The organism is Thermostichus sp. MS-CIW-41 (genome assembly GCF_054058915.1).
Genome location: NZ_JBSSBO010000044.1, coordinates 1 through 24,089, shown reverse-complemented (window position 1 = coordinate 24,089; position 24,089 = coordinate 1). Strand labels below are relative to the sequence as shown.

Genomic DNA, 24,089 nt, shown 5'->3' with positions numbered 1-24,089 from the left:
TCTCGTTTTGACAAATTGGCCAGGAACTTCTTGAGTTTTCTCTATCTCGTCAGTGCTCTCTTTTGGCTCAAATGAAAGATCAACACAACCTAGGGCACTAAGAACGCCTGCCCCTGAGATTATGTATCATTTTTGCTTTGAGCGATGTTTTCCGCACTACAAGTTCCCCCGTGATCTCGTAAAATCACGGGCGAGGAAGGGTGCTCAGGCTTCTGTGGATATCACCCCACCGAGTGCTGGGGGAGCAGGGATCCCTGCGCGGATTCTCAACTACTCCACCTGCGCTGTCTCCGGGGATCCCGCCTGAGTTTCCGGGTGAAAGTAGCGGTAAATCTGTCGGGCAATCTTCGGGCCAATGCCGGGCACTTGAGCCAACTGGTCTTCTGAGGCCACCTGAATGCGGGCAATCGACCGAAATTCTTCCATCAGCAGCTTTTGCCGATACTTGCCCAGGCCGGGGATCTCGTCCAGCGTAGAGGCATGCTGACGCGCTTTCCGTTGCTGGCGATGAAAGGCGAGAGCAAATCGGTGGGCCTCATCTCGCAGGCGTTGCAACAACAAGCGAGCCGGATCTTGGGCCGGCAACCGCAGGGGCACGGGATCCCCCGGCAGAAAGATCTCTTCTTCTCGTTTGGCCAAGGCAATCACCGGCAGGTGATCCAGCCCTAAATCTGCCAAGACGGCCATGACTGCCGACAACTGCCCCTTGCCCCCGTCGATGAGCACCAAATCCGGCTGATCCTCAGGGGTCATTTTGCTGAAGCGACGCCGGGCCACTTCTGCATGGCTGGCAAAATCATCGGAGTGACCGGGGCGCACCTCAGGGTTGCGAATCTTGTAGCGGCGGTAGTGCTGTTTGGCAGGCAGGCCATCGATAAACACCACCTGACTGGCCACAGCATCGGATCCCTGGATGTGGGAAATATCGTAGGCTTCTAGACGGCGGGGCACATCCGGCAAATCCAAGACTTCTGCCAAGCGCTCCAAGGCCGCGGCATCCCGATCCGCCAAGCGCTGAGTGCGGGTTAGCTCCAGTTGGGCATTCCGCTCAACCAACTCGATCAGCTCGGCTTTGCTCTGCCGTTGGGGGGCAACAAGGCTGACCTTGCGGCCTTTTTTCTGGCTCAGCCAAGACTCCAGAAAATCCCGATCCGGCAATTCATACTGGGTCAAAATTTCAGAGGGAATTTCCACCGGATCGCAGTATTGATAATGCTCTTGTAAAGCCCGCTGCAAGATAAGGCCTGGGTCGTCACCGCGGTTTTCGGCCACAAACCCCAGCCGCCCCACCAACTTGCCTGCCCGCACCTGAAACAATTGAATGCAGGCTCGTGAATCATTCATGGCCAAGGCCAGAGCATCACGGCTGACGGTAGAGTTAGGCAAAGAGACCTTCTGGGATTCTCCCAATTGTTCCAAACCGCGAATTTGATCCCGATATCGTGCGGCTGCCTCGTAATTTTCCTGTTCGGCGGCCTGGATCATCTTCTCCTGCAGCTCTCGGATCAGCTCATCTGTCTGGCCTTGGAAGATCATGGCCACTTGAGTCAGCGTTTTGCGATACTCTTCTGGGCTGATCAAGCCTTGGCATACTCCGGGGCAGCGCCCAATGTCGTAGTTCAAACAGGTGCGATCTTTGTACAGAGGTTTGGGCCGTTGGCGCAAGGGAAAAATTCGTTTGACCAACCCAAGGGTATGGCGCAACAGGCCAACATCGGTGTAGGGGCCATAGTATTTGTCTTGATTCCGATCAAGGCGACGATGGCGGGTGATGTAAAGCTGGGGATAAGGCTCCGACCAGGTAATACACAAATAGGGATACTTTTTATCGTCCTTAAGGAGAACATTATAAGGGGGCTGATGGGTCTTAATCAGATTGTCTTCTAGGGCTAGGGCTTCACTTTCATTGTCGGTTACGATAAACTCGATCTCGCAAACCTGAGCTACCATGCGCTGAATGCGAGGGGACAGGTCGCCGGTGAAGCGGAAATAAGATCGCACTCGAGAGCGCAATTTCTTGGACTTGCCTACATAGAGGATCTGATCCGTGGCATCTCGCATCAAATATACGCCGGGTTCAGCAGGAATCTCCTTGAGACGGCTCTCTAGAACGTCACGGCTGTGAATCAGAGGGACGGTCATAAAGTTCAGTTCTACCGGGTAGAGTCAGGGATCCCATGACTTCAATCTAGCAAGGATATGGCTTTTCTCGGCAACACTGACTCCAACCCATGTGGAGACACAGTCATTCTGAACAATCATTCTGAACAAGTTTGGGAAGCTCGTCCTGCTTTCAAGCTCCAACCTGCTAGCACAAATGGCAATAGCTCGTCGCATCGCAGGATCAAAGTACCTCTTTTGACGGGTAGACCTCCATGATTTGGGAAGGATAAGTTGATTTGTGATTAACATAATTTTGTCCAGAGTTCTGGTAGTTCATTTACATAAGATATAGCAGCAATGGAAAGTCGCTTAAGTTTATTAACTAGGGATATATTGACTTCTGAGACAATCTTTTGAGTAGATTCAGGTATAAATTGCCTGTGACAATCCTGGCATCGATAATGCTGCTTTCCATTATGGATCTTGTCGTATCTAAGTTAAAAGAATGACGGCTTGGGCAAGTCAGCATGAGCTTACTCAGAAACACGAAAAATCTAGGGTAATAGTATCATTGCTCCCAGAGCACCACCAGTATAGTCAATAGGGCAAGGGCTCCGTCCCGCTGGCGCGACCCGAATCTCTGAGCTCTATCCTTACAATTGAGCTCCTGGCTCCTGGCCTATGTCTTGCTGCAGGGCGGCCAAGTCTATCTTTGGCTTCTGGGTCTTGACTTTTGTCGGCCTGAGGTCTTCTAGGTTCAGCCAGCGATAGACCGTTGCACGCCTGACTTTGTACATCTGTTGTACATCTGTGGGGTTGCCCTCTTCCTGGACATACCCTACGGCTGTCTCCCTACCGCAGTTCTCCACAGGGCCAGTTGCCAGCGAGCGGAGCCGGTGTGAGCTGGCGCATTCGCCCTAGCTTTCTCAGATCGTCCGCAGTCCGTCGGGGAAAGCTGCAGAAGAAACTCGAAAAATCTGTTCATGGCGAGCTTTTTTGTCTTTACTTCGCTGAGCCGATTGCCCCAACGGTTGCCCTGTTGGCAAGAGCCAGCCGTGACTTGAGACTGCCCCCCTTTTCCTGTCGGATTGGAGTGCGATATGCTGGTTTTCCACCTCTGAAAGCGTGATTTATTCCAAACTGTTTTTACTCCTATGAATCCCCATCCCTCTCAGGTCTCGGCCCCTATCCTGCAGGAAAACTGGCACTTTCAAGAGCGGGATGCTTGCGGGGTCGGCTTTTTGGTGAATCAGCAGGGGAGAGCCAGCCACGACCTCTTGCAGAAAACCCTTCAGGCCCTCACCTGTATGGAACATCGGGGTGGCTGTGGCGGCGACGGCCAGAGCGGTGATGGGGCGGGCATTGCAACGGCAATCCCCTGGTCGCTGTTGCAGGCAGAGAGGGAAGAAATTCGAGCTTGGGATCCCACTCACAGCGCGGTGGGGATGGTCTTTTTGCCTCAGGATCCTGCTGAGTGTCAGGCGGTGCAGCAGGTGATCGATGAGTACTTGACCACCACCGACTGGCAGCGGGTGGTTTGGCGGCAGGTACCGGTCAATCCCAATTGCCTGGGGCCGATGGCGCGGCAGACCATGCCCTCCATTTGGCAGATGCTCCTCACCCATCCCACGCTGGAAGGAGACGAGCTAGAGCAGCAGCTCTATCTGTTGCGGCGGCGCATTCGGCGGCGGGTGGAGGCTCAGTTTGGCTTTTATGCTCTGTATTTTGCCTCTTTGTCCTGCCGGGTTGTCGTTTACAAAGGCATGGTGCAATCGTCGGTTCTGGGCCAGTTTTATCGAGATCTGCAAAACCCCCTCTACACCACCACCTACGCCACCTACCACCGCCGCTTCAGCACCAATACCCTGCCGCGTTGGTCGCTGGCTCAGCCTTTCCGCTACCTCTGCCACAACGGCGAGATCAACACCTACCTGGGCAATGTCAACTGGATGGCCGCCCGCGAACAAACCCTTTCCCATCCCCGCTGGGGTACAGCGGTCGAGGATCTGAAGCCGATTATTGACCCGGGCACCAGCGACTCAGCAGGTCTGGACGCTGTGTTTGAGCTGTTGATTCAGTCGGGCTACTCCACTCAGCAGGCGATGATGGTGCTGATCCCGGAAGCCTATCGCAACCAGCCAGAACTGCAGAATCACCCGGAAGTGGTGGATTTCTACGAGTTCTTCGGCGGCCTGCAGGAGCCTTGGGATGGCCCGGCGATGGTGGTTTTCTGCGACGGCAAAACCATCGGGGCCACGTTGGATCGCAATGGCCTGCGCCCAGCCCGCTACGCTCGCAGCCGCGATGGTCTGCTGGTGGTGGCCTCGGAAGCTGGCGTGGTTCCTCTGCCGGAGACCGACATTTTGGAAAAAGGGCGGCTAGGCCCGGGGCAGATGCTGACGGTGGATCTGCAGAGCGAGCAAATCTGCAAAAACTGGGAGATCAAAACCCAGGTGGCAGCCCAGCACCCCTACGGCGAATGGCTCAAAGCCCATCGCGTTCAGCTCAGCACCCAAGGCTTTGAAAATACCCCTCACCTCTCGGAGGAACAACTGTTACAAGCCCAAACCGCCTTCGGGTACTCCTCAGAAGATGTGGAGATGATCATCGAGGAGATGGCGGCTACGGGCAAGGAGCCCACCTTCAGCATGGGGGATGATGCGCCGCTGGCTGTGCTGTCCACCCAGCCTCATCCCCTCTACGACTATTTCAAGCAGCGCTTTGCCCAGGTCACCAACCCTGCCATCGATCCCCTGCGGGAGAGCCTGGTGATGTCTTTGGATGTGTATCTGGGATCCAAGGGCAACCTGCTGGAGATCCGCCCTGAGCATGCCCGCCTGTTGCAGTTGCGCAGCCCGGTGCTCAACGAAGCGGAGCTGGCCGCTCTGCAGCATACCCCTTTTCCCTGCCACACGCTCCCGATTCTCTATCCGGTGGCTGCCGGCCCAGAAGGACTGGAGGTCCAGGTACGGGCCCTCTGCCAGCAGGCGGCTCAGGCAGTGCGGGGGGGAGCTGAAATTTTAATCCTCTCGGATCGCGGCCTTGATGCCGAGCAGGCTCTGATCCCACCTCTGTTGGCGGTGGGCGCCATCCACCATCACCTCATCCAGGAGGGGCTGCGCCTACGCGCTTCCCTGGTGGTGGAGACTGCCCAATGCTGGAGCACCCACCACTTTGCCTGCTTGATCGGCTACGGGGCCAGCGCCGTTTGTCCTTATCTGGCCTATGAAGCTGTGCGGCAGTGGTGGCACAAGCCCAAGACGCAAACCCAGATGGCTGCCGGCAAGTTGCCCCAGCTTTCCCTGGCCGAGGTGCAACTGAAGTACCGCGCCGCCATTGAGGCAGGGCTGCTCAAGATTCTTTCCAAAATGGGCATTTCTCTGCTCTCCAGCTACCACGGAGCGCAGATTTTCGAGGCCATTGGCCTGAGCCAAGAGGTGATCGATCTGGCCTTCCGCGGCACGGTGTCGCGGGTGGGAGGCATGACGCTGGCGGATCTGGCCCGCGAGGGCATGGTGAATCACCAGCGGGCCTTTCCCGAACTCACCTCGAAAAAGCTGGAGAACTTTGGCTTTATCCAGGCGCGGCCCAAAGGCGAATACCACATCAACAGTCCAGAAATGGCCAAACTGCTGCACAAGGCCATCGAATCGGGTCAGCCTGCCCACTATGAGATCTACAGGGCGCACCTGCGCAGCCGCACCCCCACCGCGTTGCGAGACCTGCTGGATTTCCGCAGCGACCGGGATCCCATTCCCTTGGAGGAAGTGGAACCGGTGTCGGAGATTTTCAAACGCTTTGCCACAGGTGGGATGTCCTTGGGGGCCCTCAGCCGCGAGGCCCACGAGACCCTGGCCATTGCCATGAACCGCATCGGCGGCAAGTCCAACTCCGGTGAAGGCGGGGAAGATCCGGAACGATACCTCCCCATCACCGATGTAGGCCCAGATGGCACCTCGGCCCGCTTTCCCCACCTGAAGGGGCTGCGCATGGGGGACAACGCCAGCTCGGCGGTGAAGCAGGTGGCCTCGGGCCGCTTTGGCGTGACACCGGAGTATTTGCTCAACGCGCGGCAAATTGAGATCAAAATTGCCCAGGGGGCCAAGCCGGGCGAGGGCGGGCAACTGCCGGGCAAAAAGGTCAGCCCCTACATCGCCAAGCTGCGCCGCTCCAAGCCGGGGGTGACCTTGATCTCGCCGCCGCCCCACCACGACATCTACTCCATCGAGGATCTGGCGCAGTTGATCTTCGACTTGCACCAGGTGAACCCCCAGGCACAGGTGTCGGTGAAGCTGGTGGCGGAGGTGGGCATCGGCACGGTGGCGGCAGGAGTAGCCAAGGCCAACGCCGACATCATCCAAATCTCCGGCCATGAAGGGGGCACAGGGGCTTCCCCCTTGAGCTCCATCAAACATGCCGGGGCACCTTGGGAGTTGGGCCTGGTGGAGGTGCATCATACCCTGCTGGAAAACGGCCTACGGCAGCGCTCCATCCTGCGGGTGGATGGCGGCATTCGCACGGGTTGGGAAGTGGTGATGGCGGCCATGCTGGGGGCAGAAGAGTTTGGCTTTGGCACGGTGGCCATGATTGCGGAGGGGTGCATCATGGCGCGGGTATGCCATACCAACAATTGCCCGGTGGGGGTGACCAGCCAGAAGGAGGAGTTGCGCAAGCGCTTCCCCGGCACGCCGGATCACGTGGTGACCTTCTTCACGTTTGTGGCGGAGGAGGTGCGCCAAGTCTTAGCCCAACTGGGCTACCGCTCTCTGAAGGAGGTGATCGGGCGGGTGGATCTGCTCTGTCCGCGGGCCGATGCGGTTCTGCAGAAGACCCAATCCTTGAACTTGGAGTGTCTGCTGCGAACTCCCCCCGGTTTTGATCCCAACACCCTGCCCGACTGGTTGGAGCATGAGCCGGTGCATTCCAACGGCCCGGTGCTGGATGAGCAGATCCTGGCTCAGCCGGAGGTGCAGAAGGCGGTGGAAACCTGCGGCACGGCCACGGTGGAGATCCCTATCGCCAACACCGACCGCTGTGTGGGCGGGCGCATTGCCGGAACCTTGGCCCGCTTGTACGGAGATACCGGCTTCGCCCAACAGGGGGGGCAGTTGGATCTGCACTTTGTCGGCAGCGCTGGCCAGAGCTTTGGCGCTTTTACACTGGCGGGGATGCGCCTGACCCTGACAGGAGAAGCGAATGACTACGTGGGCAAGAGCATGTGTGGCGGCGAGATCGTCATCCTGGCTCCCCCTGAGGCGCCCCGCGATCCGGCGGAAAATGTAATCCTGGGCAACACCTGTTTGTACGGGGCCACGGGCGGATCCCTGTTTGCCAACGGCCAGGCGGGGGAACGCTTTGCGGTGCGCAACTCGGGAGCGCAGGCGGTGATCGAGGGATCCGGCGACCACTGCTGCGAGTACATGACCGGTGGGGTGGTGGTGGTGCTGGGGCGGGTGGGCCGCAACCTGGGAGCGGGGATGACCGGCGGCCTGGCCTATGTGCTGGATGAGGAGGGCAACTTCCCCGCCAAGGTCAACGGGGAGATCGTGCGCATTCAGCGGGTGCAGACAGCAGCAGCAGAGGCACAACTGAAGAGCCTGATCCAAGAGCACTATCGCCGCACCCATTCCCCCAAAGCGGAGCGCATTCTGCAAAATTGGGAATCCTATTTGCCTCTGTTTTGGCAGGTGATCCCGCCTTCGGAGGAGGGCAGCGAGCTGACGGATCCCTTGCGATCCCAGCCGCTGGCAGTGGAGTCTTAAGGATCTCTCAGAGCCTGCCGGTAACACTTCTTATCCCCACGACGGCCAGAGAGGCTGGTAAACTGCGAGAGTATACCTGGCCTTTTCATCCGCTTTAAATCACTATGAGTCCCAGTTTGCAAGCTGCTCAAACTCAAGCGCGAGTGCCCACCGAGACCATCCTGACGCCGCGCTTCTACACCACCGATTTCGAGGCCATCGGCAAAATGGGCTTAGGGGATCGAGAGGCCGATTTCCGGGCCATCCTGCAGGAGTTTCGCGCCGACTACAACCGCCATCACTTCGTCCGGGGTGAGGAGTTCAACCAAGACTGGGAAAGCCGCCTGGATCCGCAGGCGCGCCGGTTGTTTGTGGAGTTCTTGGAGCGCTCCTGTACAGCCGAGTTCTCCGGTTTTCTCCTCTACAAGGAGCTGTCGCGCAAGCTGAAAGAGACCAACCCCGTTTTGGCCGAGTGCTTTGCCCTGATGAGCCGCGATGAGGCCCGCCATGCCGGCTTTCTGAACCGCGCCATGGGCGACTTCAACATGGCCTTCGACCTGAGCTTTCTCACTAAGCACAAGTCTTACACCTATTTCGCGCCGCGTTTCATCTTCTATGCCACCTATCTCTCGGAGAAGATTGGCTACTGGCGCTACATTCTCATCTACCGCCACCTGGAGGCCCACCCCGAGGATCGCGTTTACCCGATCTTCAACTTCTTCAAGAACTGGTGCCAGGACGAGAACCGCCACGGCGATTTCTTTGCGCTCATGCTCCTAAGCCAGCCGCGGCTGCTCAAGGGATGGGTGGCCAAGCTGTGGTGCCGCTTCTTCTTGCTGTCGGTGTTCGCCACTATGTACCTCAACGATGTGGGAGAGCGCCCGGATTTCTACCGCCTCATCGGGCTGGATCCCCATACTTATGACATGGAGGTAATCTACAAGACCAACCGCGAGGCAGCCAAGGTGTTCCCGGTGGTGTTGGATGTGGAAAACCCTGAGTTTGTGCGGCGGCTGCAAAAGTGCGTGGCCAACAACGCTAAGCTGAGGGAGATTGCCCGGGGATCCGGCCCCTTCAAGGGTTTGCGCAAGCTGCCCCTCTACTTGGATAACTTCTATCAGTTTTTGCGGCTGTTCCTCCTGAAACCTCGGAAAGCTGGCTTCTACCTGTGGGAGCAGCCGGAGCCCCGTTTTGAAGGAACGGCTGTTTCTGCTTGAGCCGTCTTGCCCTCAGCTTGGTACCCGTACAGCCTCATAGGTCAGCCATGAACATTGCCGCTGAGATTACGCCGCTCTTTTTGCTGGGGACGCTGGCCTTTTTGGGTTGGGGCTTCTGGAGAGCCCGTCGGCGGGGATCCTTAGCCGTTTGGGTGTGGTTACAGGGATCCCTGCTCTTGTTGCCGTGGGTGGTCTTCCTAGGGCTGTTGCTGCTGGGGATCTACCTCAATTTTGCAGGCTTCCTGGTGTTGCTGTTGGTCTTTACAGGGCTTTACATTGCTGTGGGGCGCAAGACCCGCCAGTTGGCCCAACAGGAGCTGCAGGCCCGTCGCGAGCAGTTGGCTCGTCTGGAAGAGCAGGGGGAAGCCCCTTCGGTAGGGGAGGCGCCTTTGGAAGCGCCTGCGGTTCTGCAGCGGATCTCGGCTGAGGATCTGCAGGCCATTCAGTCTATTTTCGGCCTCGATACCTTTTTCGTCACCGAGACCGTCCCCTATGGGGAAGGGGCGATTTTTAAGGGCAACCTGCGCCAGGAGGCGGAGGTGGTGGTACCCCTGCTGGTGGAGAAGCTCAAAGAGCAGGTGGGCAGTCGCTACCAGCTCTTTTTGGTGGAGGATCCGGCGGAAAAGCCGGCGGTGGTGGTCTTGCCGGATCCCATCGTCAATTACCGCGCTTCCGTGGGGGCGCAGATCCTGGCGGGGGCGTTGCTGGTCTTCAGCTTCGTCGCCACGTTGGAGGTGGGAGCCAATCTCTTGGGCTTCCGGCTGTTGGATGCGCCAGGGCGCTGGGTGGAAGCCCTGCCGGTGGCGGCCGGGATCTTCGCCATCTTGCTGGTGCATGAGACCGGACACCGCTGGATGGCGGGCAAGTACGGCGTGCGCCTCAGCCCTGCTTTTGTTATCCCCAGCTTGGGCATCGGCACGCTGGGATCCCTGAACCGCATCCAATCGCCGGTGCCCAGCCGCAAGGCCCTCTTCGACATTGCCTTTGCCGGCCCGGCAGCGAGCGGGATCCTGTCGCTGCTGGTGCTCTTGGCTGGCCTGAAGCTCTCCGGCTCCGAGGGTCTGTATGTGCCCACGGAGATCTTCCGCAGCTCCATCCTGGTAGGCACCCTAGCGCGGCTGGTGCTGGGATCCCAGTTGCAGGCGGAGCTGGTTCCCATTCATCCTTTTGTTGCCGTGGGCTGGATTGGCCTGGCAATCACCGCCTTGAGCCTGCTGCCGGCAGGGCAGCTGGACGGGGGTCGCATTGTGCAGGCGGTGTACGGGCGGAAGACGGCGGCCCGCGCCACCTTCATCACCCTGATTGCCTTGGCGGTGGCGGCCATCAGCAACGTCTTGGCCCTCTACTGGGCGCTGCTGATCCTGTTCATCGCCCGCGAGCCAGAGCGTCCACCGCAGGATGAGATTACTGAAACCGACGGTCAGCGGGATGCTTTGGCATTGCTGGCCCTCTTTTTGATGGTCATGACCCTGTTGCCGATTGCTCCGGCCTTGGCGGGCTTTCTCAATTTCCCCAACGGCTGATGGGGTAGAGGCCCAGGATCCGCCGGCGAGAGGAGCTCACTGTGTCTGGACCGGGGAAAGGCTTTGGCCTAGGCAGAGCTGGAAAGGACAGAGGAGAGCACCTGCAGCGTCTGTTGGCCCAAGCCGTTCGCCATCACCAGGCAGGGCAATGGCCACAGGCTGTCTCACTTTACCAGCAGGTGCTGCAAGCCCAGCCCACCCACCCCGAGGCACTGCACCTCTTGGGGGTCTGTCGGCAGCAACAGGGATCCCTGGACGACGCGATTGCCCTGATCCGGCAGGCCCTTGCCCACCAGCCCTGGTTTCCCGACGCCCACTTTAATTTGGGAATTGTTCTCAAGCAGGCGGGGCAGCTGGCGGAGGCGAAAACTCACCTGCAACTGGCCCTAGAGCAGGGGGGGCCGGACGCGGAAGTTTTGTACCAGCTGGGGCTAGTGCTGCGGCAGCAGGGGGATTTGGAGGCGGCCCTTGTCCCCTTGGGACAGGCCCTGGAGCTGCAGCCGGACTTTGCCGATGCCGCCTACACCCTGGCCATCCTGCTGCGGGATTGTGGCCGGGAGGAGGAAGCGGCGGAGCTGTTCTACCAACTCTGGCAAGCGGATCCCGCCGACTTGGCCGCGGCCCTGGGCTGGTGTGTTAGCCAGTTGCCCTTGCTGTACGCCTCGGCAGACCAAGTTTCCGTGGCTCGGGAGCGCTACCGCCAAGCCCTACAACAGGTGAAGGGCCGCTGGGAACACCTGCCGCGGGATCCGATAACCCTGGAGCGAGCAGCTGCCGGGATCGGCTCCGTCCAACCCTTCTTTTTGCCCTACCAAGGCCAGAACGACCGCGATCTGCAGCAGCTCTACGGATCCTTGGTGAGGGATGTGATGGCGGCCCGCTATCCCCAGCCCTCCGTCCTCTGGCAGCGACATCCTGGCCGAGTGCGGGTGGGCATTGTCTCCGGCCTGTTTCGGGATCACTCCGTTTGGAAGATCCTGACTCGCGGCTGGGTAGAAGCCCTGGATCGTGCTCAAGTGGCCCTCTACGGCTTCCACACCTCGGTCATCCAAGATGAGGTCACGTGCTCCCTGCCCCCTCGTTTTGAGCACTTTGTGGCCGGATCCCGCAGCATAGAAGAATGGCAAGCGGCTATTCGAGAGGCACAGCTGGATGTGCTCCTCTACCCGGAAGTGGGCATTGACCCGGTCTGTGCCCAACTGGCCGCCCTCCGCTTGGCGCCGGTACAGGCGATGGCCTGGGGCCACCCGCAAACTTCTGGCCTGCCGACAATAGACGTTTTCCTCAGCAGCGAGCTGATGGAGCCGCCGGACGGGGCCGGCCATTACACCGAGCAGCTCCTGCCCCTGCCTGGCATCGGCACCTACTATATTCCCCTAGAAGTTGACCCCGCCCCTGTGGACTGGCGAGCTTGGGGGGTGGATCCCGACAGGGTGCTTTACCTCTGCGCCCAATCCCTATTCAAGTACTTACCTCAGTACGACGAGGTGTTCCCCCGCATCGCCCGGGAAGTGGGGAAGTGTCAATTTCTATTTTTGCGGGGCCGCCTCTCCCAAGGGATCCGCGAGCGCTTTTGGCAGCGGCTGCGACGAGCCTTTCAGGCCTATGACCTAGCTGCCGAAGAGTATGTGGTGCTCCTACTGGAACTCTCGCCTGCAGAATATGCCGCCTACAACGCCCTGGGGGATATTTACCTGGATAGCCTCGGCTGGTCAGGGGGCAACACCACCCTGGAAGCCCTGCCCCACGGCCTGCCCATCGTCACCCTGCCGGGATCCCTGATGCGGGGCCGCCACACCTACGCCATCCTGCAGCAGATGGGGATCCTGGATACCATCGCCCACACCCTCGATGAATACGTCCAGATTGCCAGTCAGTTGGGCTTGGATCCAGAGTGGCGAGAGCAAATGGGCCAACAGGTGAAAGCACGTCAAGATCGCGTCTACCGGGATCCCGCGCCGATCCGCGCTCTGGAAGAGTGGTTGCGAAGCCTGAAGACCTGAGGGGGCAGTTTGGGTGAAAGGATAAACGGGCGAGTGTTGTCCTCTTGAAGGGATCCCGGACAGATGGCAGGATAGGCGGGGTTGTCTTGCCGGGCTTTGCCCATGTCTTCTGAGTCTGCTCCCGGTCAGTTCCCCAGGCCGGAAAACGCCCCCGACAACTTGCCCTCCCTTTCAACGCGCCTGAAAGAGATTGCCGTGGTATTCCTGCGGCTGGGATCCCTGGGTTTCGGCGGCCCCCAAGCCCACATCGCCATGCAACACGATGAGGCGGTGATCCGGCGGGGCTGGATGAGCCAGGAACAATTTACCGAAGGGGTGGGCCTATGTGAAATGTTGCCAGGGCCAGCTTCTACCCAGATGGGGATCTATGTCGGCTATGTGCGGGCAGGCTGGTTGGGGGCGGTGCTGGCGGGGATTTGCTTCATTGCCCCTGCTTTTGTGATCGAGGTGATTTTTTCTTGGCTTTACTTTCGCTTTCAGGGGGTGCCGCAGCTAGAGGGGATGTTTTTTGGGGTGGCCCCGGTGGTGATCGCCATTATCCTGGCCTTTTGCTGGAAACTGGGCCGTAAAGCTGTGAAGGATTGGAGCCGGGGGCTGATCGCGGTGGCGGCCTTTGCCCTGCTGCTGATTGGGGGGGTGAATATCCTGTTGCTGTTCGGGCTGGCGGCTCTGGTGGGGCTGCTGCTGTATGGGCCCAAAAAAGGCCCACTATCGGGGATCCCGATTTTACTCCCTTGGCCAGTATTGACGTTGGCCCAGACGGTAGTGGCCACGGTTCCACCGGAAACCCTTATCCTGAGCAGCTTTTGGGGTCTGGAGCGGATTGGTGCCTATTTCTGGCCTTTGACCTTGTTTTTCCTGAAAGTAGGCGGCACCATCTTCGGGGGAGGGCTGGTGATCATCCCCTTCATCGCCGACGAGGTGGTGGATCAGTTGGGCTGGTTGACGCCGACAGAGTTCTTGGATGGGGTGGCCATTGGGCAATTTACTCCTGGCCCGGTGGTGCTGACGGCAGCCTTTATCGGCTACAAGGTGGCAGGGGTGCTGGGGGCCCTGACGGCAACAGTGGCCATCTTTGCCCCTTCTTTTGCCTTTATTTTGCTGGCAGCTCCGGTTCTGTTGCGCATACGGCACAATGCTTGGGTGAAGGGATCCCTGCAGGCAATTACCCCAACGGCCCTGGGGGCTGTTGCTGCGGCTACAGTGCCCTTGGCCCAAAATGCGCTGCTACAACAAACAACTCCCGCTTCGCTGGTGGCTTTGGGGATCGGGGTAGCGGCCTTCATTGCCTTGATGCGCTTTCGCCAGCCCACTTGGCTGTTGGTGTTGATGGGAGGGGGGGCGGATTTGCTGGCCCGAGGTCTGCTGGCCTAAAGGTTTTGCTCCCTGGCCCTGCTTTCTCCTTGGGGGTGAGGGAATGACCCTGATTCAGCCTGATGGCCACGGCACTAACTGGCTTGGGCCAGCCCTTCCTCAGAGGGATCCCTGCCTTCCAGGCGACAAAACAGTTGCCGCATGAGCAGCTCCCGTTGGCCAAGAGACAGGTGAGGGGCAAGGGTGCCGGGAAAGTGGGGCATGGCGAGGGTGACACGATCCAACAGGTCGGCGCGGCGATGTCTCTGTTGAATAGCCCAAGCCCGTTCCAGAAGGTTTTGGGCTGCTTCTGGCGCTAATCCCGCTTGCTCCGATAACCACGCTGCCAGTTGTTCCAAATCGGGGTCGAAGCGCAGCCGGTACATGTAGATCAACATGCCGATCCCGATCACCAAGCCCAAGCCACTGGCTACATAGGCGGCTTTGATGGAAGTTCCCGGCAGATAGGCCACCGCCGACACGCGCAAGATTTCGTAGGGGATGCGGATCAGGCTATAGCCGACAACATAGGTCCAAACCCAAGTGCCATCTTTGAGTTTGGGAAAGCGCCAGAACATTCCCATCAAGAGGGCAAATAGAAGCAGGTTGAGGACGCTTTCGTAAAAAAAGATGGGGTGAAAAAACTCAAATTGGCTGTATTCCGGCTCGCGGGCTTGGGGAGGAATGTACACCCGCAGCGGCCAAGGGCTGTCGGGAGGAATAGGGGCACCGTAGGCCTCAGAGTTGAAAAAGTTGCCCCAGCGCCCGATGGCTTGGCCCAAAATCAACCCCGGCGTGAGCACATCGGCGTACTTCCAGCCGTTGATCCCGGTGGTGCGGCAATAGAGGTAAAGGGCAAGCGCGCCGGCCAACACCCCACCGTGGATGATGAGACCCCCCTGCCAAATGGCAAAGGCCGAGAGGGGGTTGTCTTGGAACTCTGACCAGTGGGTGAGGACGTAGTAGAGGCGGGCGCCCAGAAACCCAGATATTACCAACCACAGGGCCAGTAGCTCCACTCGTTCACTGGCTTTGCCAGGCTCTTTCTCTAGATGACGAGATTCTGCCAACGCTTTGGTCAAGATCAAGCCGACCAACACGGCCACTGCCATCAATAGGCCATACCAGCGTAGGCCCAGCCCTCCCACCAGCGGGGTGCCGGGGGGAAAGCGGAAGACAAATTCTCCCGGTGAGCTGAAGGTAAGGCCCAACAGCCCTGCACTCCATAGGTTCATCGACAACACGCTCTGCACCCCAAAATTGCTCAACTCAGTTCCACCAGTCGGCTTTATCAACCTCACCCGCTTGGGTTAGCGGGACGGAGTTCCTTCCGGGCTCTTCTCCCCTATCCCCGGCAGCCATTCACAGGCTCCAACAGGGATCCATTCTCCCCGATCCTGAAGCAGCGCCAGTCCTCGTTCCCGGTTGACCCGATCCTACAGGCCCGTCACGGACAAGATTCCACCCTAGAGCCCATACCTTTACCAAAAAGCTAGGTCCAAAGCCCCGCCCTTCCAGGACGGCTTTTGCCCTGTTAGACCTGCGATAAGATACACCCACGCTGGTCGGAGATGCCAAACTCCTCAAGGCCACTCCAGCGCAGTACCAAGCCTTCGATGACGGAGTACACCGGCCAAGTGGTGGGGCTGGATGGGGGCGACAGCAGTGGGCAAGCTGTGCCGTGTCTCCAGTCTTTGCGTTGTACCGAAAGGAGATGGAGGATGTCAACTGGACAGGGGTGTGGATCCCGGATGGGTTGCAGTTGGTATCCATTGCTCCTGAGGCCAAGGCGGTGATGCAACACTGTTATGGCGGCTACACCACCAACCTGACTCTGGAGGAGTTCACCCGCCCCGAAAACTACCTGGTTCATACCCTGGAAGGACAACCGCTCCCGGTAGGGCCGGTGCGCACTTTGATCCCTCACCCATATGCCTGGAGTTTCCCCCCTAAGATCAGCTGGGCTTTTGGGGGAGCAACGGCTACTACATGGGCGGTGAACCCTGGGCCGAAGAACGCTACAGCAATCTATAGAGGCTGTAAACTACCCGACTCCGACCGCTAAAGCGGTACGGAGCGGGCTTTCAGTAGCCCTGAGCCTGCTCTGCTCTACCAGAGAACAAAACAGGCCCGAACCTCTAGGCTGGTTTACGACAGCCCCCAAAAGCGCAATCACATTCGCACCATTCAAATCCGCATCCCCTTCCCATCCACAGTGCCCACACTTGAACTGCTTCCCACTGCGATAGGATTGCGTAGGATCGGGATGGATATGCAAACACTTGTGGCAGGTCTGCGACGTGTAGGCGGGCGGCACAAGAATCAGAGAAACCCCTGCACGCAGAGCCTTGTATTCCAGAAACTGGCGTAGCTGGTAGAACGCCCAACTGTTGGCCCTGCGCCGTTCAGCTTTGCTGCGTGGCTGTTGATTGACCCTTTCCCGGATCCCTGTCAAGTCTTCCAGGGCAATAGCGCTGTTTGTGACCTTTGCCCTAGAGACAATAGCTTTGGAGATGCGATGATTGACCCACGCTTGAAAGCGTCTCTCCTTGCCAGACAGCCGTTGCAGCAGTTGACGGCATCTGCGCCGCGAACTGCGTGTGCCCTTACTGGCTTTGCGTTGGAGTGCCGCCCTCAACCGGGAGTAGTGGTCTCGGACTCTGTTCAACTGCTGTCCATTCCAGTTGTCCCCCTCTGACGTATGGGCAATATCTGTCCTTCCCAAATCCACCCCGATCACCTTGTCGGTATCTTGTTGCTTGGGTGGCTTTTTCTCTACGCAAATCTGGATGTAGTAGGAGCCGTCTTTGCGCTTGACCAGAGTGGCAGATTTGGGATTGGAGCCCGCCAACTGTTCTCTCTGGTAGCGGCCAATCGCCAGCTCAAAGCGCTCCCGACCCTCCACCGTGGTCAGCGACACCGTCCAGTCTTTCTCGCGAAACGAAAAGATACGAGCGTCGTAGGTAGCGAAGCCACCCTTGAACGCTTTGACGGGGCGGTTTTTCTGTTGGGCAACTTTACGGGCGCCGGCCAGCCGTCTGCAGACCTGCTGAGCCAAGTTACTGGACAAGCCGAACCGGGCACGGATTTCGCGGTAGCACAGAGACTGGAGCTTAACGGCGTTGGCGACTTTCTCGGGCGTGTTTTGGTTGACCCAGTTCAACGCCTGCACAAAGGCATCCAAGGTCGCGTCCAACTTTGCGGCCTGCGACGGGGACACCTTGAGCTTACAGGAGACGGCCAGGACTTGGGTCATGGTTCTATCGTAACTTCCGCATTCCTCCCGACACTGACCCTACGGGTACAGTGCGGGGCTCCTGCGATTTCTAGCTGAAATTTTGCGCTCCTTTAGCAGGGATCCCTCGAAGTTCTTTGCCGCTATCTGCCGTTTTGGCCGCAAACTGAAGAGAGCACCTTGGTTGCCGTTGCTGCGAACGCCTGAGGTGCCTGTGTCTTTAGATCTCAAAGAAAGCTTAAATAGCAAAGCTCAAAAGATCCATTGGACTCCATTCCGCTTACGCAAACACTAGAAATCATGGGATCCCGTTCACCGCGTCCAGCCCGGCCCATCCGTTCCGGCCGCTATCCGGCCAAAGAGCTGTGCAGCCAGTGCGGCCTCTGCGATACCCGCTACGTGGCCCACGTCAAAGAAGCCTGTGCCTTCTTGGACCAGCAACTGACCCAGTTGGAAGAACAGACCCACGGGCGATCCCGGGAATCGCTGCGCTCAGGATCCCTTGCCGTCACCGATACCGATTACTTCGGTGTCTACGAGGCGATGTACACAGCCCGCAAGCGGGATCCGATCCCGGGGGCCCAGTGGACGGGCATTGTCAGCAGCATTGGCATGAAGGCCCTCACCACTGGCTTGGTGGAAGGGGTGGTGTGCGTGCAGGCGGATGAGCGGGATCGCTTTCAGCCACGGCCCATCCTGGCCCGTACCCCCGAAGCGGTCTGGGCGGCGCGAGTTAACAAGCCAACTCTTTCTCCCAACTTGTCTGTGTTGGAGCAGGTGGAGCAAAGCGGCCTCAAGCGCCTATTGGTGATCGGGGTGGGCTGCCAAATTCAGGCTTTGCGGGCGGTGGAAAAAAAACTGGGCCTGGAGAAGCTGTACGTGTTGGGCACGCCCTGTGTGGACAACGTCAGCCGTGCCGGGCTGCAAAAGTTTCTAGAAACCACCAGCCGCTCCCCACAGACGGTGGTGCACTACGAGTTTATGCAAGACTTCCACATCCACTTCAAACACGAAGATGGCTCGGTGGAAAAGGTGCCCTTCTTCGGCCTCAAGACCAAAGAACTCAAGGACGTGTTTGCCCCCTCCTGCCTCAGTTGTTTTGACTATGTGAATGCTCTGGCAGATCTGGTGGTGGGCTACATGGGATCCCCCTTGGGCTGGCAGTGGCTGCTGGTGCGCAATCAGCGGGGGCAAGAGCTGTTGGACTTAGTCTGGGAGGAGCTGGAAACCCAACCGGTGATCTCGCAGGGATCCCGGAGGGCGGCAGTGCAGCAGGGGATCCCTGCCTACGACCAAGCCCTGAGTTTGCCAATGTGGCTGGCTCGCCTCTTGGGGGCGGCAATCCAGCGCTTTGGGCCGCGCGGCCTGGAATATGCCCGCTTCTCCATCGATTCCCACTTCACCCGCAACTACCTCTACGTGCGCCGCCACTATCCCCAGAAGTTGGAGCAGCACGTGCCCCCCTTCGCCCGGCGGATTGTGGAGCAGTACCAACTCCCGCAAGACTGAGGCTCAGCAGTAGCGGATCCCAGCTTCCGCCCAGCGATCGATAGCCTGACCTATGCGCTCGCAATCGGCAATTAGGCTAATCCGCACGTAGCCCTCTCCTCCCTCTCCAAAAGCGCTGCCGGGGGTTACGGCCACGCCTGTAGATTCCAGCACCCGCAGGGCAAACTCCGTCGATCCCTCAGGGGTGCCGTCGGCAGTGCGAGGGGTAGGGATCCAGAGATACATCGTCGCCCGTGGCGGCTCGATCCGCCAGCCCAACTCCGCTAGGCGGCCGATCAGATAGTCGCGCCGGCGGCGGTAGCGCTCTTGTACCTGCTCCAGGTAGCTATCCGGCAGGCGCAGGGCAGTTTCGGCGGCCTTTTGGATGGCGGCAAAAATGCCGTAGTCGAGATTGGTTTTCAGGGTGCGCAAGCTCTGGATGATCTGGCGATTGCCCACCACAAATCCCACCCGCCAGCCGGCCATGTTGTAGGTTTTGGAGAGGGTATGGAACTCCACCGCCAAGTCCTTGGCGCCTGGGATCTGCAGCAGGCTGGTGGGCCGGTAGCCGTCAAAAGCCAACTCGGCATAGCACAGGTCGTGCACCAGGATGAGATCGTAGCGGCGGGCAAACTCCACCACCTCCTCAAAAAAAGAGCGGGGCGCAACTGCCGCCGTCGGGTTGTTGGGGTAGTTAAAGTAGAGCACCCGCGCCTGCTGAGCCACTTCCGGCGGTATTTCTTGCAGATCGATCAACCACCCCTTCTGCGGGCGCAGCATCATCGGGTAGATCTGCCCGCCGGCAATCATGGGGCCGCGAAAATGGGCTGGATAGGCAGGGCTGGGCACCAACACCAGATCTCCGGGATCCACATAGGCCAGAGCCAGGTGGGTCAGCCCCTCTTTGGATCCCAGCAAAGGCAGCGCCTCTCCATTGGGATCCAGCTCCACCCCGTAGCGGCGCCAGTACCAATCCGTGATCGCTTGGCGGAAGCTGGCCGTGCCCTCAAAGGGCGGGTAGCCGTGGTGGGCGGGATCCGCAATGGCCGCCTGCGCCGCCTCCACCACCGGCTGTGGGGTGGGACCATCGGGGTTGCCCATGCCCAGATCGATCAAATCCAACCCCTGCTGGCGGGCGCGGGCCTTCAGCTCATCCAAGCGGGCGAAGACATAGGCGGGCAGCTTGTTCAGCCGCTGGGCGGGAACGAGAGCGCGGTTCATGGCAAGAATGGGGAAGGGGCACAGCCGGTGCCTGATGGGAGGATAGGTACCTAACTTACCGCCAGACCTGCATCCAAAGCAATGATCGAGATTGGCGGCTTTGGGCATCCGGGATCCCGAACAGCTAGGATAGATATCCCAAGTTATCGACGAGCCAACAGTGCCCCTACCTCTTGTGGCCATTGTGGGCCGCCCCAACGTGGGCAAATCCACCCTCGTCAACCGCATGGCGGGGGTGCGTTCGGCCATTGTGCACGATGAGCCCGGCGTGACCCGGGATCGCCTGTACCAGGAGGTGGAGTGGAACGGGCGCCGCTTGCGGGTGGTGGACACCGGCGGCCTGGTTTTTGGCGACGACAGCGAATTTCTGCCCCACATTCGCCAGCAAGCGATGGCAGCCATGGCCGAGGCGCAGGCCGTGATCTTCGTGGTGGATGGCCGAGAGGGACTGACACCCGCCGATGCAGAAGTGGCCGATTGGCTGCGCAAACAACCCCTACCGGTGGTGGTGGCCGTAAACAAGTGCGAGTCGGGGCAGATGGGCCTGGCTCAGGCAGCAGCCTTTTGGGAGCTGGGGCTGGGGGATCCGATCCCCTGTTCCGGCATTCATGGCAATGGGGTAGCCGAGCTGTTGGAGGCGGTGCTGGCTCACTTGCCCGAAGTGACCGCAGAAGCCGCAGGCGAGCCGGATCCCATCGCCGTCTCGATTGTGGGACGGCCCAACGTCGGCAAATCCAGCCTGCTCAACCGCCTGGTAGGATCCGAGCGGGCCATCGTCAGCCCCATTTCCGGCACCACCCGCGATGCCATCGACACCGTGGTCACCTGGGAAGGGCAGCCCTATCGCCTCATCGATACCGCCGGCATCCGCAAAAAAAACCGCGTGCAGTACGGCATTGAGTTCTTCAGCATCAACCGGGCCTTCAAGGCCATCCAGCGCTCGGATGCAGTGCTGCTGGTGATCGATGCTTTGGAGGGGGTTACCGAACAGGATCAGAGGCTGGCCGGGCGCATCGAAGAAGAGGGCCGCGCCTGCGTTGTCGTCGTCAACAAGTGGGATGCAGTAGAAAACAAAGATACCCACACCATCAACGAGTTCACCCGCGAGATTCGCGACAGGCTTTACTTTATTGAATGGGCGCCGCTCCTGTTTGTCAGCGCCCTCACCGGGCAACGCACCCACAAAATCTTTGAGCAGGTGAATACCGTGGTGGCCGCCCACCGCAAACGGGTTCCCACCGCTGTGGTCAACGAAGTGCTCCAGGATGCTCTTGCCTGGCAATCGCCCCCCACCAACCGCCAGGGCAAGCAGGGCAGAATTTACTACGGCACCCAGGTGGCGGATCGGCCCCCAACCTTTGTTCTATTTGTCAACGATCCCGATTTGTTTAAGGATAACTACCGCCGCTTCCTGGAAAAGCACTTCCGGCAAAACCTGGACTTTACCGGTACCCCCATTCGCTTTCTCTGGCGCGGCAAATCCGAGCGCTTGGTTGGGCGGGCGGTGCGAAAATTGGAGAGATCCCTGACCTCTCGTTAGGCCCTCTGGTCTACTGAAAGCCTATGGCTGTGGATCCCAACGTCAAAACCCTGGTTGACAACCGTCGCGCCCGCTTCGAGTACGACATCTTGGAGACCTATGAGGCCGGGATCCAACTGACCGGCACAGAGGTGAAATCGATACGAGCGGGCAAAGCCAACCTGCAAGACGCTTTTGCCCTCTTTCGGGATGGGGAAGCATGGCTGCACAATCTGCACATCTCCCCCCATGACACCGCCAGCAAAGTGTTTAACCACGACCCTACCCGCCGCCGCAAGTTGCTGCTGCACCGCCGCGAGATCGACCGCCTACGGGGCTTGGTGGAACAAAAGGGCCTGACCGTGGTTCCCCTCAAGCTGGTGCTCAACCGCGGCTGGATCAAAGCCCATCTGGGCGTGGCCCGCGGCAAAAAGATCCACGACAAGCGGCAGGCAATCAAAGAGCGGCAAACCCAGCGGGAGATTCAGCGGGAACTGAAGGAACGATAAATTTCTCCCTGAGCCCCTGCTGGCTTCCACGTCGTTTGCCAAGCGCCTTTTTGTATTCTCAGATACAGCGATCTGCAGCGGGATCCCGATGATGGATGTAGTCTTCCGGCTTTGGATCCCTGTTCTGTTGGAGCTGCCTGTGAACTGGAATCTTACCCGCGCTTTTTCTCCCTCGAGAGGCTGGGCTATTGGCCTGGCAGTCGCCGCTCTACTGGGATCCACCCCCACAACAGCGCAAGAGACCTTCAAAGTGGGCATGGTGCTGGTGGGGCCGATGCAGGATGGCGGCTGGAGCCAGGCGCATGTGGAGGGCAGCGAATACGTCAAGGCCAAGTTGCCCGGCCTCCAGTTTGACTACCTGGACAAGGTGAACCCAGCGGATCGGCCCAATGTGCGCGCCTCCCAGGTGGCGGATGACATGATCGCCCGAGGGGCCAAGGTTATCATCTTTACTTCCGATGACCACAAAGACGATGCGATTGAAACGGCCCGCAAGCATCCTGAGATCGCAGTTATCCATGCTTCTGGGGACATGGCCTGGAAGGAAGGGAAAAATTACATCGATCTGCCCAACTTGGCCAACATCATGCCCCAGATGGAAGCGATGCGCATGGTGGCCGGATGTGCCGCGGCTCTGGGATCCGAAACCGGCAAAATTGGCCTGTTGGGGCCTCTGATCAACGATGAAACCCGCCGTTACGCTGCTGCTGCTTACTTGGGGGCCAAATACTGCTGGGAAACTTACCGAGATCGTCCTGAAGAGTTGCAGTTCCGGGTGACCTGGATTGGCTTCTGGTTCAACATTCCAGGGGTCACTTTGGATCCAAGCAAGGTTGCCGATGACTTTTACAACAGCGGCTTTGATGTGGTGATGTCGGGGTTGGATACGCCGGAGGCGGCGGTACAAGGCAAGCGGGCTGCTGAGGCCGGAAAGCGAGTGCGCTACACCCACTACGGCCTGGCCAGCGGTTGTAACTTTGCGCCCGAAATTTGCCTGGGGGTTTCCTACTACAACTGGGGGCCAGGATACAAGCAATTGATCGAGGCAGCTCGCGCGGGCACCTTCGAGAGCCAATTCCTGCGTCCGCCCATCGACTGGTCGGATATCAACAACCCGGACACGTCTTCGGCGGGGTTCATCATGGGAGAAGCCCTGGAGCCAGAAGATAGGGCTAAGTTGGAGGAGTTCATCGCCGGCTTGGGGAATGGCAGCATTCAGCTCTTCAAGGGGCCACTCAACTTTCAAGATGGCACGCCCTTCTTGGCTGAGGGGGAAGTGGCCAGCGAGGTCGAGATTTGGTATCTGGGCCAGTTGCTAGAGGGCATGGAGGGAGCCAGCAATTAGGAGAAAATGTTTCATGCTCCGGGTAGGGGGAAGAACCGGTCGGTTTCTTTCACCCGCTGACACCAGGCTCGGATCTGAGGAAAGGGCTTGAGGTCAAACCCGCCCTGCTCCGCCACATGGGTGTAGGTGAAAAGGGCGAGATCGGCGATGGTGTAGCGGTTGCCCACAAAAAATGCTTTCCCCTGCAGGTGGCCTTCCATGATCTCCAGCGCCTCTGTTCCAGATTTCAAGTTCTGGGCGATCGCGTCAGCATGGGCCTCTGCTTGGCCGGCCCGTACCCAGAAGCGAGTGGTGGCGATGTAGCGGGCAATGCGGGTTTGTTCAAAAAGCAACCACTTCAAAATCTCAGCCCGTTCCAACTTGTTTTGGCCGTAGAGGGGGGTGTCTTCTGCCAGGTAGACCAAGATCGCGGCGGACTCGGCCAAGACCGTTCCATCTTCCAGTTCCAAAGCCGGGATCTGGCCCAGGGGGTTTTTGGCCAGGTACTCGGGGCGGCGGTTTTCTCCGGCCCTGGAGTTGACTTCAACCGTCTCATAGGGGATCCCCAATTGCTTGAGGAGCAATTCCACTTTGTAGCAATTTCCGGAGGTTGGGATCCCGTACAGTCGCAACATTGTGGTTAACCTCAGCCCAAAGCACCTTACAAAGAACTTCGTCCTAACAACGCCAACGGCAACCCAATCAACAAAAACCCTCTGTCCCTAACACTTTTTTTTTCAGCAGCTTTGTCCTTCCAACTGATACATTTACGCTGAACACTGCTGAGCATTACTGCTCAACGGTGAAGCGATAGCATTCTGTCCATTTCCGAACAGAAAGGCGGTATCCCGCA

General features: G+C 59.0%; 16 protein-coding genes and 1 pseudogene. 10 read left to right on the top strand and 7 right to left on the bottom strand.

Translation table 11 applies throughout. The features are described 5' to 3' along the window. Positions 1 to 270: 270 nt before the first annotated feature. The 3 genes and pseudogenes from uvrC to ACVWXE_RS11590 form a co-directional block, all read right to left on the bottom strand. Positions 271 to 2,142, bottom strand: coding sequence for an excinuclease ABC subunit UvrC (gene uvrC, locus ACVWXE_RS11600; RefSeq protein ID WP_457490378.1), 1,872 nt, complete (start codon positions 2,140 to 2,142; stop codon positions 271 to 273). Positions 2,143 to 2,405: 263 nt separating this feature from the next. Beyond that, positions 2,406 to 2,588: pseudogene (locus ACVWXE_RS11595) on the bottom strand (IS1/IS1595 family N-terminal zinc-binding domain-containing protein); the annotation flags it as partial. Positions 2,589 to 2,756: 168 nt separating this feature from the next. Then, positions 2,757 to 2,972, bottom strand: a complete 216-nt coding sequence (locus ACVWXE_RS11590; protein ID WP_457490377.1) for an IS630 transposase-related protein — start codon at positions 2,970 to 2,972, stop codon at positions 2,757 to 2,759. A gap of 285 nt (positions 2,973 to 3,257) precedes the next feature. On the opposite strand from ACVWXE_RS11590, the gene ACVWXE_RS11585 reads away from it, so the two are divergent. The 5 genes from ACVWXE_RS11585 to chrA all read left to right on the top strand — a co-directional run bounded on the left by ACVWXE_RS11585 (position 3,258) and on the right by chrA (position 13,961). Continuing rightward, on the top strand, positions 3,258 to 7,865 hold the full coding sequence (locus ACVWXE_RS11585; RefSeq protein WP_457490376.1) for a glutamate synthase-related protein: 4,608 nt from the start codon (positions 3,258 to 3,260) through the stop codon (positions 7,863 to 7,865). Positions 7,866 to 7,969: 104 nt separating this feature from the next. Beyond that, entirely contained in the window at positions 7,970 to 9,061 is a 1,092-nt protein-coding gene (gene acsF / locus ACVWXE_RS11580; protein ID WP_414412625.1) for a magnesium-protoporphyrin IX monomethyl ester (oxidative) cyclase, read from the top strand. Between the two features lie 47 nt (positions 9,062 to 9,108). Then, positions 9,109 to 10,584: a site-2 protease family protein gene (locus tag ACVWXE_RS11575; RefSeq protein ID WP_457490375.1), complete on the top strand. Its 1,476-nt coding sequence runs from the start codon at positions 9,109 to 9,111 to the stop codon at positions 10,582 to 10,584. Between the two features lie 41 nt (positions 10,585 to 10,625). Then, positions 10,626 to 12,587 carry an O-linked N-acetylglucosamine transferase, SPINDLY family protein gene (locus ACVWXE_RS11570; protein ID WP_457490374.1) on the top strand — a complete coding sequence of 654 codons (1,962 nt, stop codon included), beginning with the start codon at positions 10,626 to 10,628 and terminating at the stop codon, positions 12,585 to 12,587. A gap of 102 nt (positions 12,588 to 12,689) precedes the next feature. Next, on the top strand, positions 12,690 to 13,961 hold the full coding sequence (gene chrA, locus ACVWXE_RS11565; RefSeq protein WP_457490373.1) for a chromate efflux transporter: 1,272 nt from the start codon (positions 12,690 to 12,692) through the stop codon (positions 13,959 to 13,961). A 74-nt stretch (positions 13,962 to 14,035) separates the two neighbouring features. On the opposite strand, the gene lgt is transcribed toward chrA, so the two are convergent. Then, positions 14,036 to 15,175 carry a prolipoprotein diacylglyceryl transferase gene (gene lgt, locus ACVWXE_RS11560; RefSeq protein ID WP_414350359.1) on the bottom strand — a complete coding sequence of 380 codons (1,140 nt, stop codon included), beginning with the start codon at positions 15,173 to 15,175 and terminating at the stop codon, positions 14,036 to 14,038. A gap of 446 nt (positions 15,176 to 15,621) precedes the next feature. Between lgt and ACVWXE_RS11555 the strand changes: the two genes are divergently transcribed. Continuing rightward, a complete protein-coding gene (locus tag ACVWXE_RS11555) occupies positions 15,622 to 16,005 on the top strand; it encodes a molybdopterin-dependent oxidoreductase (protein WP_049749569.1) in 384 nt (127 codons plus the stop codon). On the opposite strand, the gene ACVWXE_RS11550 is transcribed toward ACVWXE_RS11555, so the two are convergent. Beyond that, positions 15,985 to 17,196 carry an RNA-guided endonuclease InsQ/TnpB family protein gene (locus ACVWXE_RS11550; protein WP_457490372.1) on the bottom strand — a complete coding sequence of 404 codons (1,212 nt, stop codon included), beginning with the start codon at positions 17,194 to 17,196 and terminating at the stop codon, positions 15,985 to 15,987. The two genes, ACVWXE_RS11555 and ACVWXE_RS11550, sit on opposite strands and share 21 nt — an antisense overlap. Positions 17,197 to 17,475: 279 nt before the next feature. Between ACVWXE_RS11550 and ACVWXE_RS11545 the strand changes: the two genes are divergently transcribed. After that, the gene (locus tag ACVWXE_RS11545; RefSeq protein WP_414390782.1) at positions 17,476 to 18,684 is read left to right on the top strand and encodes a Coenzyme F420 hydrogenase/dehydrogenase, beta subunit C-terminal domain; all 1,209 of its coding nucleotides are present in this window, start codon (positions 17,476 to 17,478) and stop codon (positions 18,682 to 18,684) included. 3 nt (positions 18,685 to 18,687) lie between these two features. Here ACVWXE_RS11545 and ACVWXE_RS11540 read toward each other — a convergent pair whose 3' ends face one another. After that, the gene (locus ACVWXE_RS11540; RefSeq protein WP_457490371.1) at positions 18,688 to 19,884 is read right to left on the bottom strand and encodes an aspartate aminotransferase; all 1,197 of its coding nucleotides are present in this window, start codon (positions 19,882 to 19,884) and stop codon (positions 18,688 to 18,690) included. Between the two features lie 160 nt (positions 19,885 to 20,044). On the opposite strand from ACVWXE_RS11540, the gene der reads away from it, so the two are divergent. From der to ACVWXE_RS11525, 3 genes are all read left to right on the top strand, one after another. Further along, the gene (gene der, locus ACVWXE_RS11535; RefSeq protein ID WP_457490370.1) at positions 20,045 to 21,424 is read left to right on the top strand and encodes a ribosome biogenesis GTPase Der; all 1,380 of its coding nucleotides are present in this window, start codon (positions 20,045 to 20,047) and stop codon (positions 21,422 to 21,424) included. Between the two features lie 23 nt (positions 21,425 to 21,447). Then, on the top strand, positions 21,448 to 21,912 hold the full coding sequence (smpB, locus tag ACVWXE_RS11530) for an SsrA-binding protein SmpB (protein WP_457490369.1): 465 nt from the start codon (positions 21,448 to 21,450) through the stop codon (positions 21,910 to 21,912). 91 nt (positions 21,913 to 22,003) lie between these two features. Continuing rightward, positions 22,004 to 23,257 (top strand): BMP family lipoprotein, encoded by a 1,254-nt coding sequence (locus tag ACVWXE_RS11525; RefSeq protein ID WP_457490368.1) that lies wholly within the window; start codon positions 22,004 to 22,006, stop codon positions 23,255 to 23,257. Between the two features lie 11 nt (positions 23,258 to 23,268). Here the strand turns inward: ACVWXE_RS11525 and ACVWXE_RS11520 are convergent, their stop codons facing one another. After that, the gene (locus tag ACVWXE_RS11520) at positions 23,269 to 23,871 is read right to left on the bottom strand and encodes a glutathione S-transferase family protein (protein ID WP_414328838.1); all 603 of its coding nucleotides are present in this window, start codon (positions 23,869 to 23,871) and stop codon (positions 23,269 to 23,271) included. Between the last annotated feature and the right edge of the window lie 218 nt (positions 23,872 to 24,089).

Coding starts and splice junctions, on each gene's coding strand:
- uvrC (WP_457490378.1), bottom strand. CDS start 2,142: ATGACCGTCCCTCTGATTCACAGCCGTGACGTTCTAGAGAGCCGTCTC.
- ACVWXE_RS11585 (WP_457490376.1), top strand. CDS start 3,258: ATGAATCCCCATCCCTCTCAGGTCTCGGCCCCTATCCTGCAGGAAAAC.
- acsF (WP_414412625.1), top strand. CDS start 7,970: ATGAGTCCCAGTTTGCAAGCTGCTCAAACTCAAGCGCGAGTGCCCACC.
- ACVWXE_RS11575 (WP_457490375.1), top strand. CDS start 9,109: ATGAACATTGCCGCTGAGATTACGCCGCTCTTTTTGCTGGGGACGCTG.
- chrA (WP_457490373.1), top strand. CDS start 12,690: ATGTCTTCTGAGTCTGCTCCCGGTCAGTTCCCCAGGCCGGAAAACGCC.
- lgt (WP_414350359.1), bottom strand. CDS start 15,175: ATGAACCTATGGAGTGCAGGGCTGTTGGGCCTTACCTTCAGCTCACCG.
- ACVWXE_RS11550 (WP_457490372.1), bottom strand. CDS start 17,196: ATGACCCAAGTCCTGGCCGTCTCCTGTAAGCTCAAGGTGTCCCCGTCG.
- ACVWXE_RS11545 (WP_414390782.1), top strand. CDS start 17,476: ATGGGATCCCGTTCACCGCGTCCAGCCCGGCCCATCCGTTCCGGCCGC.
- ACVWXE_RS11540 (WP_457490371.1), bottom strand. CDS start 19,884: ATGAACCGCGCTCTCGTTCCCGCCCAGCGGCTGAACAAGCTGCCCGCC.
- smpB (WP_457490369.1), top strand. CDS start 21,448: ATGGCTGTGGATCCCAACGTCAAAACCCTGGTTGACAACCGTCGCGCC.
- ACVWXE_RS11525 (WP_457490368.1), top strand. CDS start 22,004: ATGGATGTAGTCTTCCGGCTTTGGATCCCTGTTCTGTTGGAGCTGCCT.
- ACVWXE_RS11520 (WP_414328838.1), bottom strand. CDS start 23,871: ATGTTGCGACTGTACGGGATCCCAACCTCCGGAAATTGCTACAAAGTG.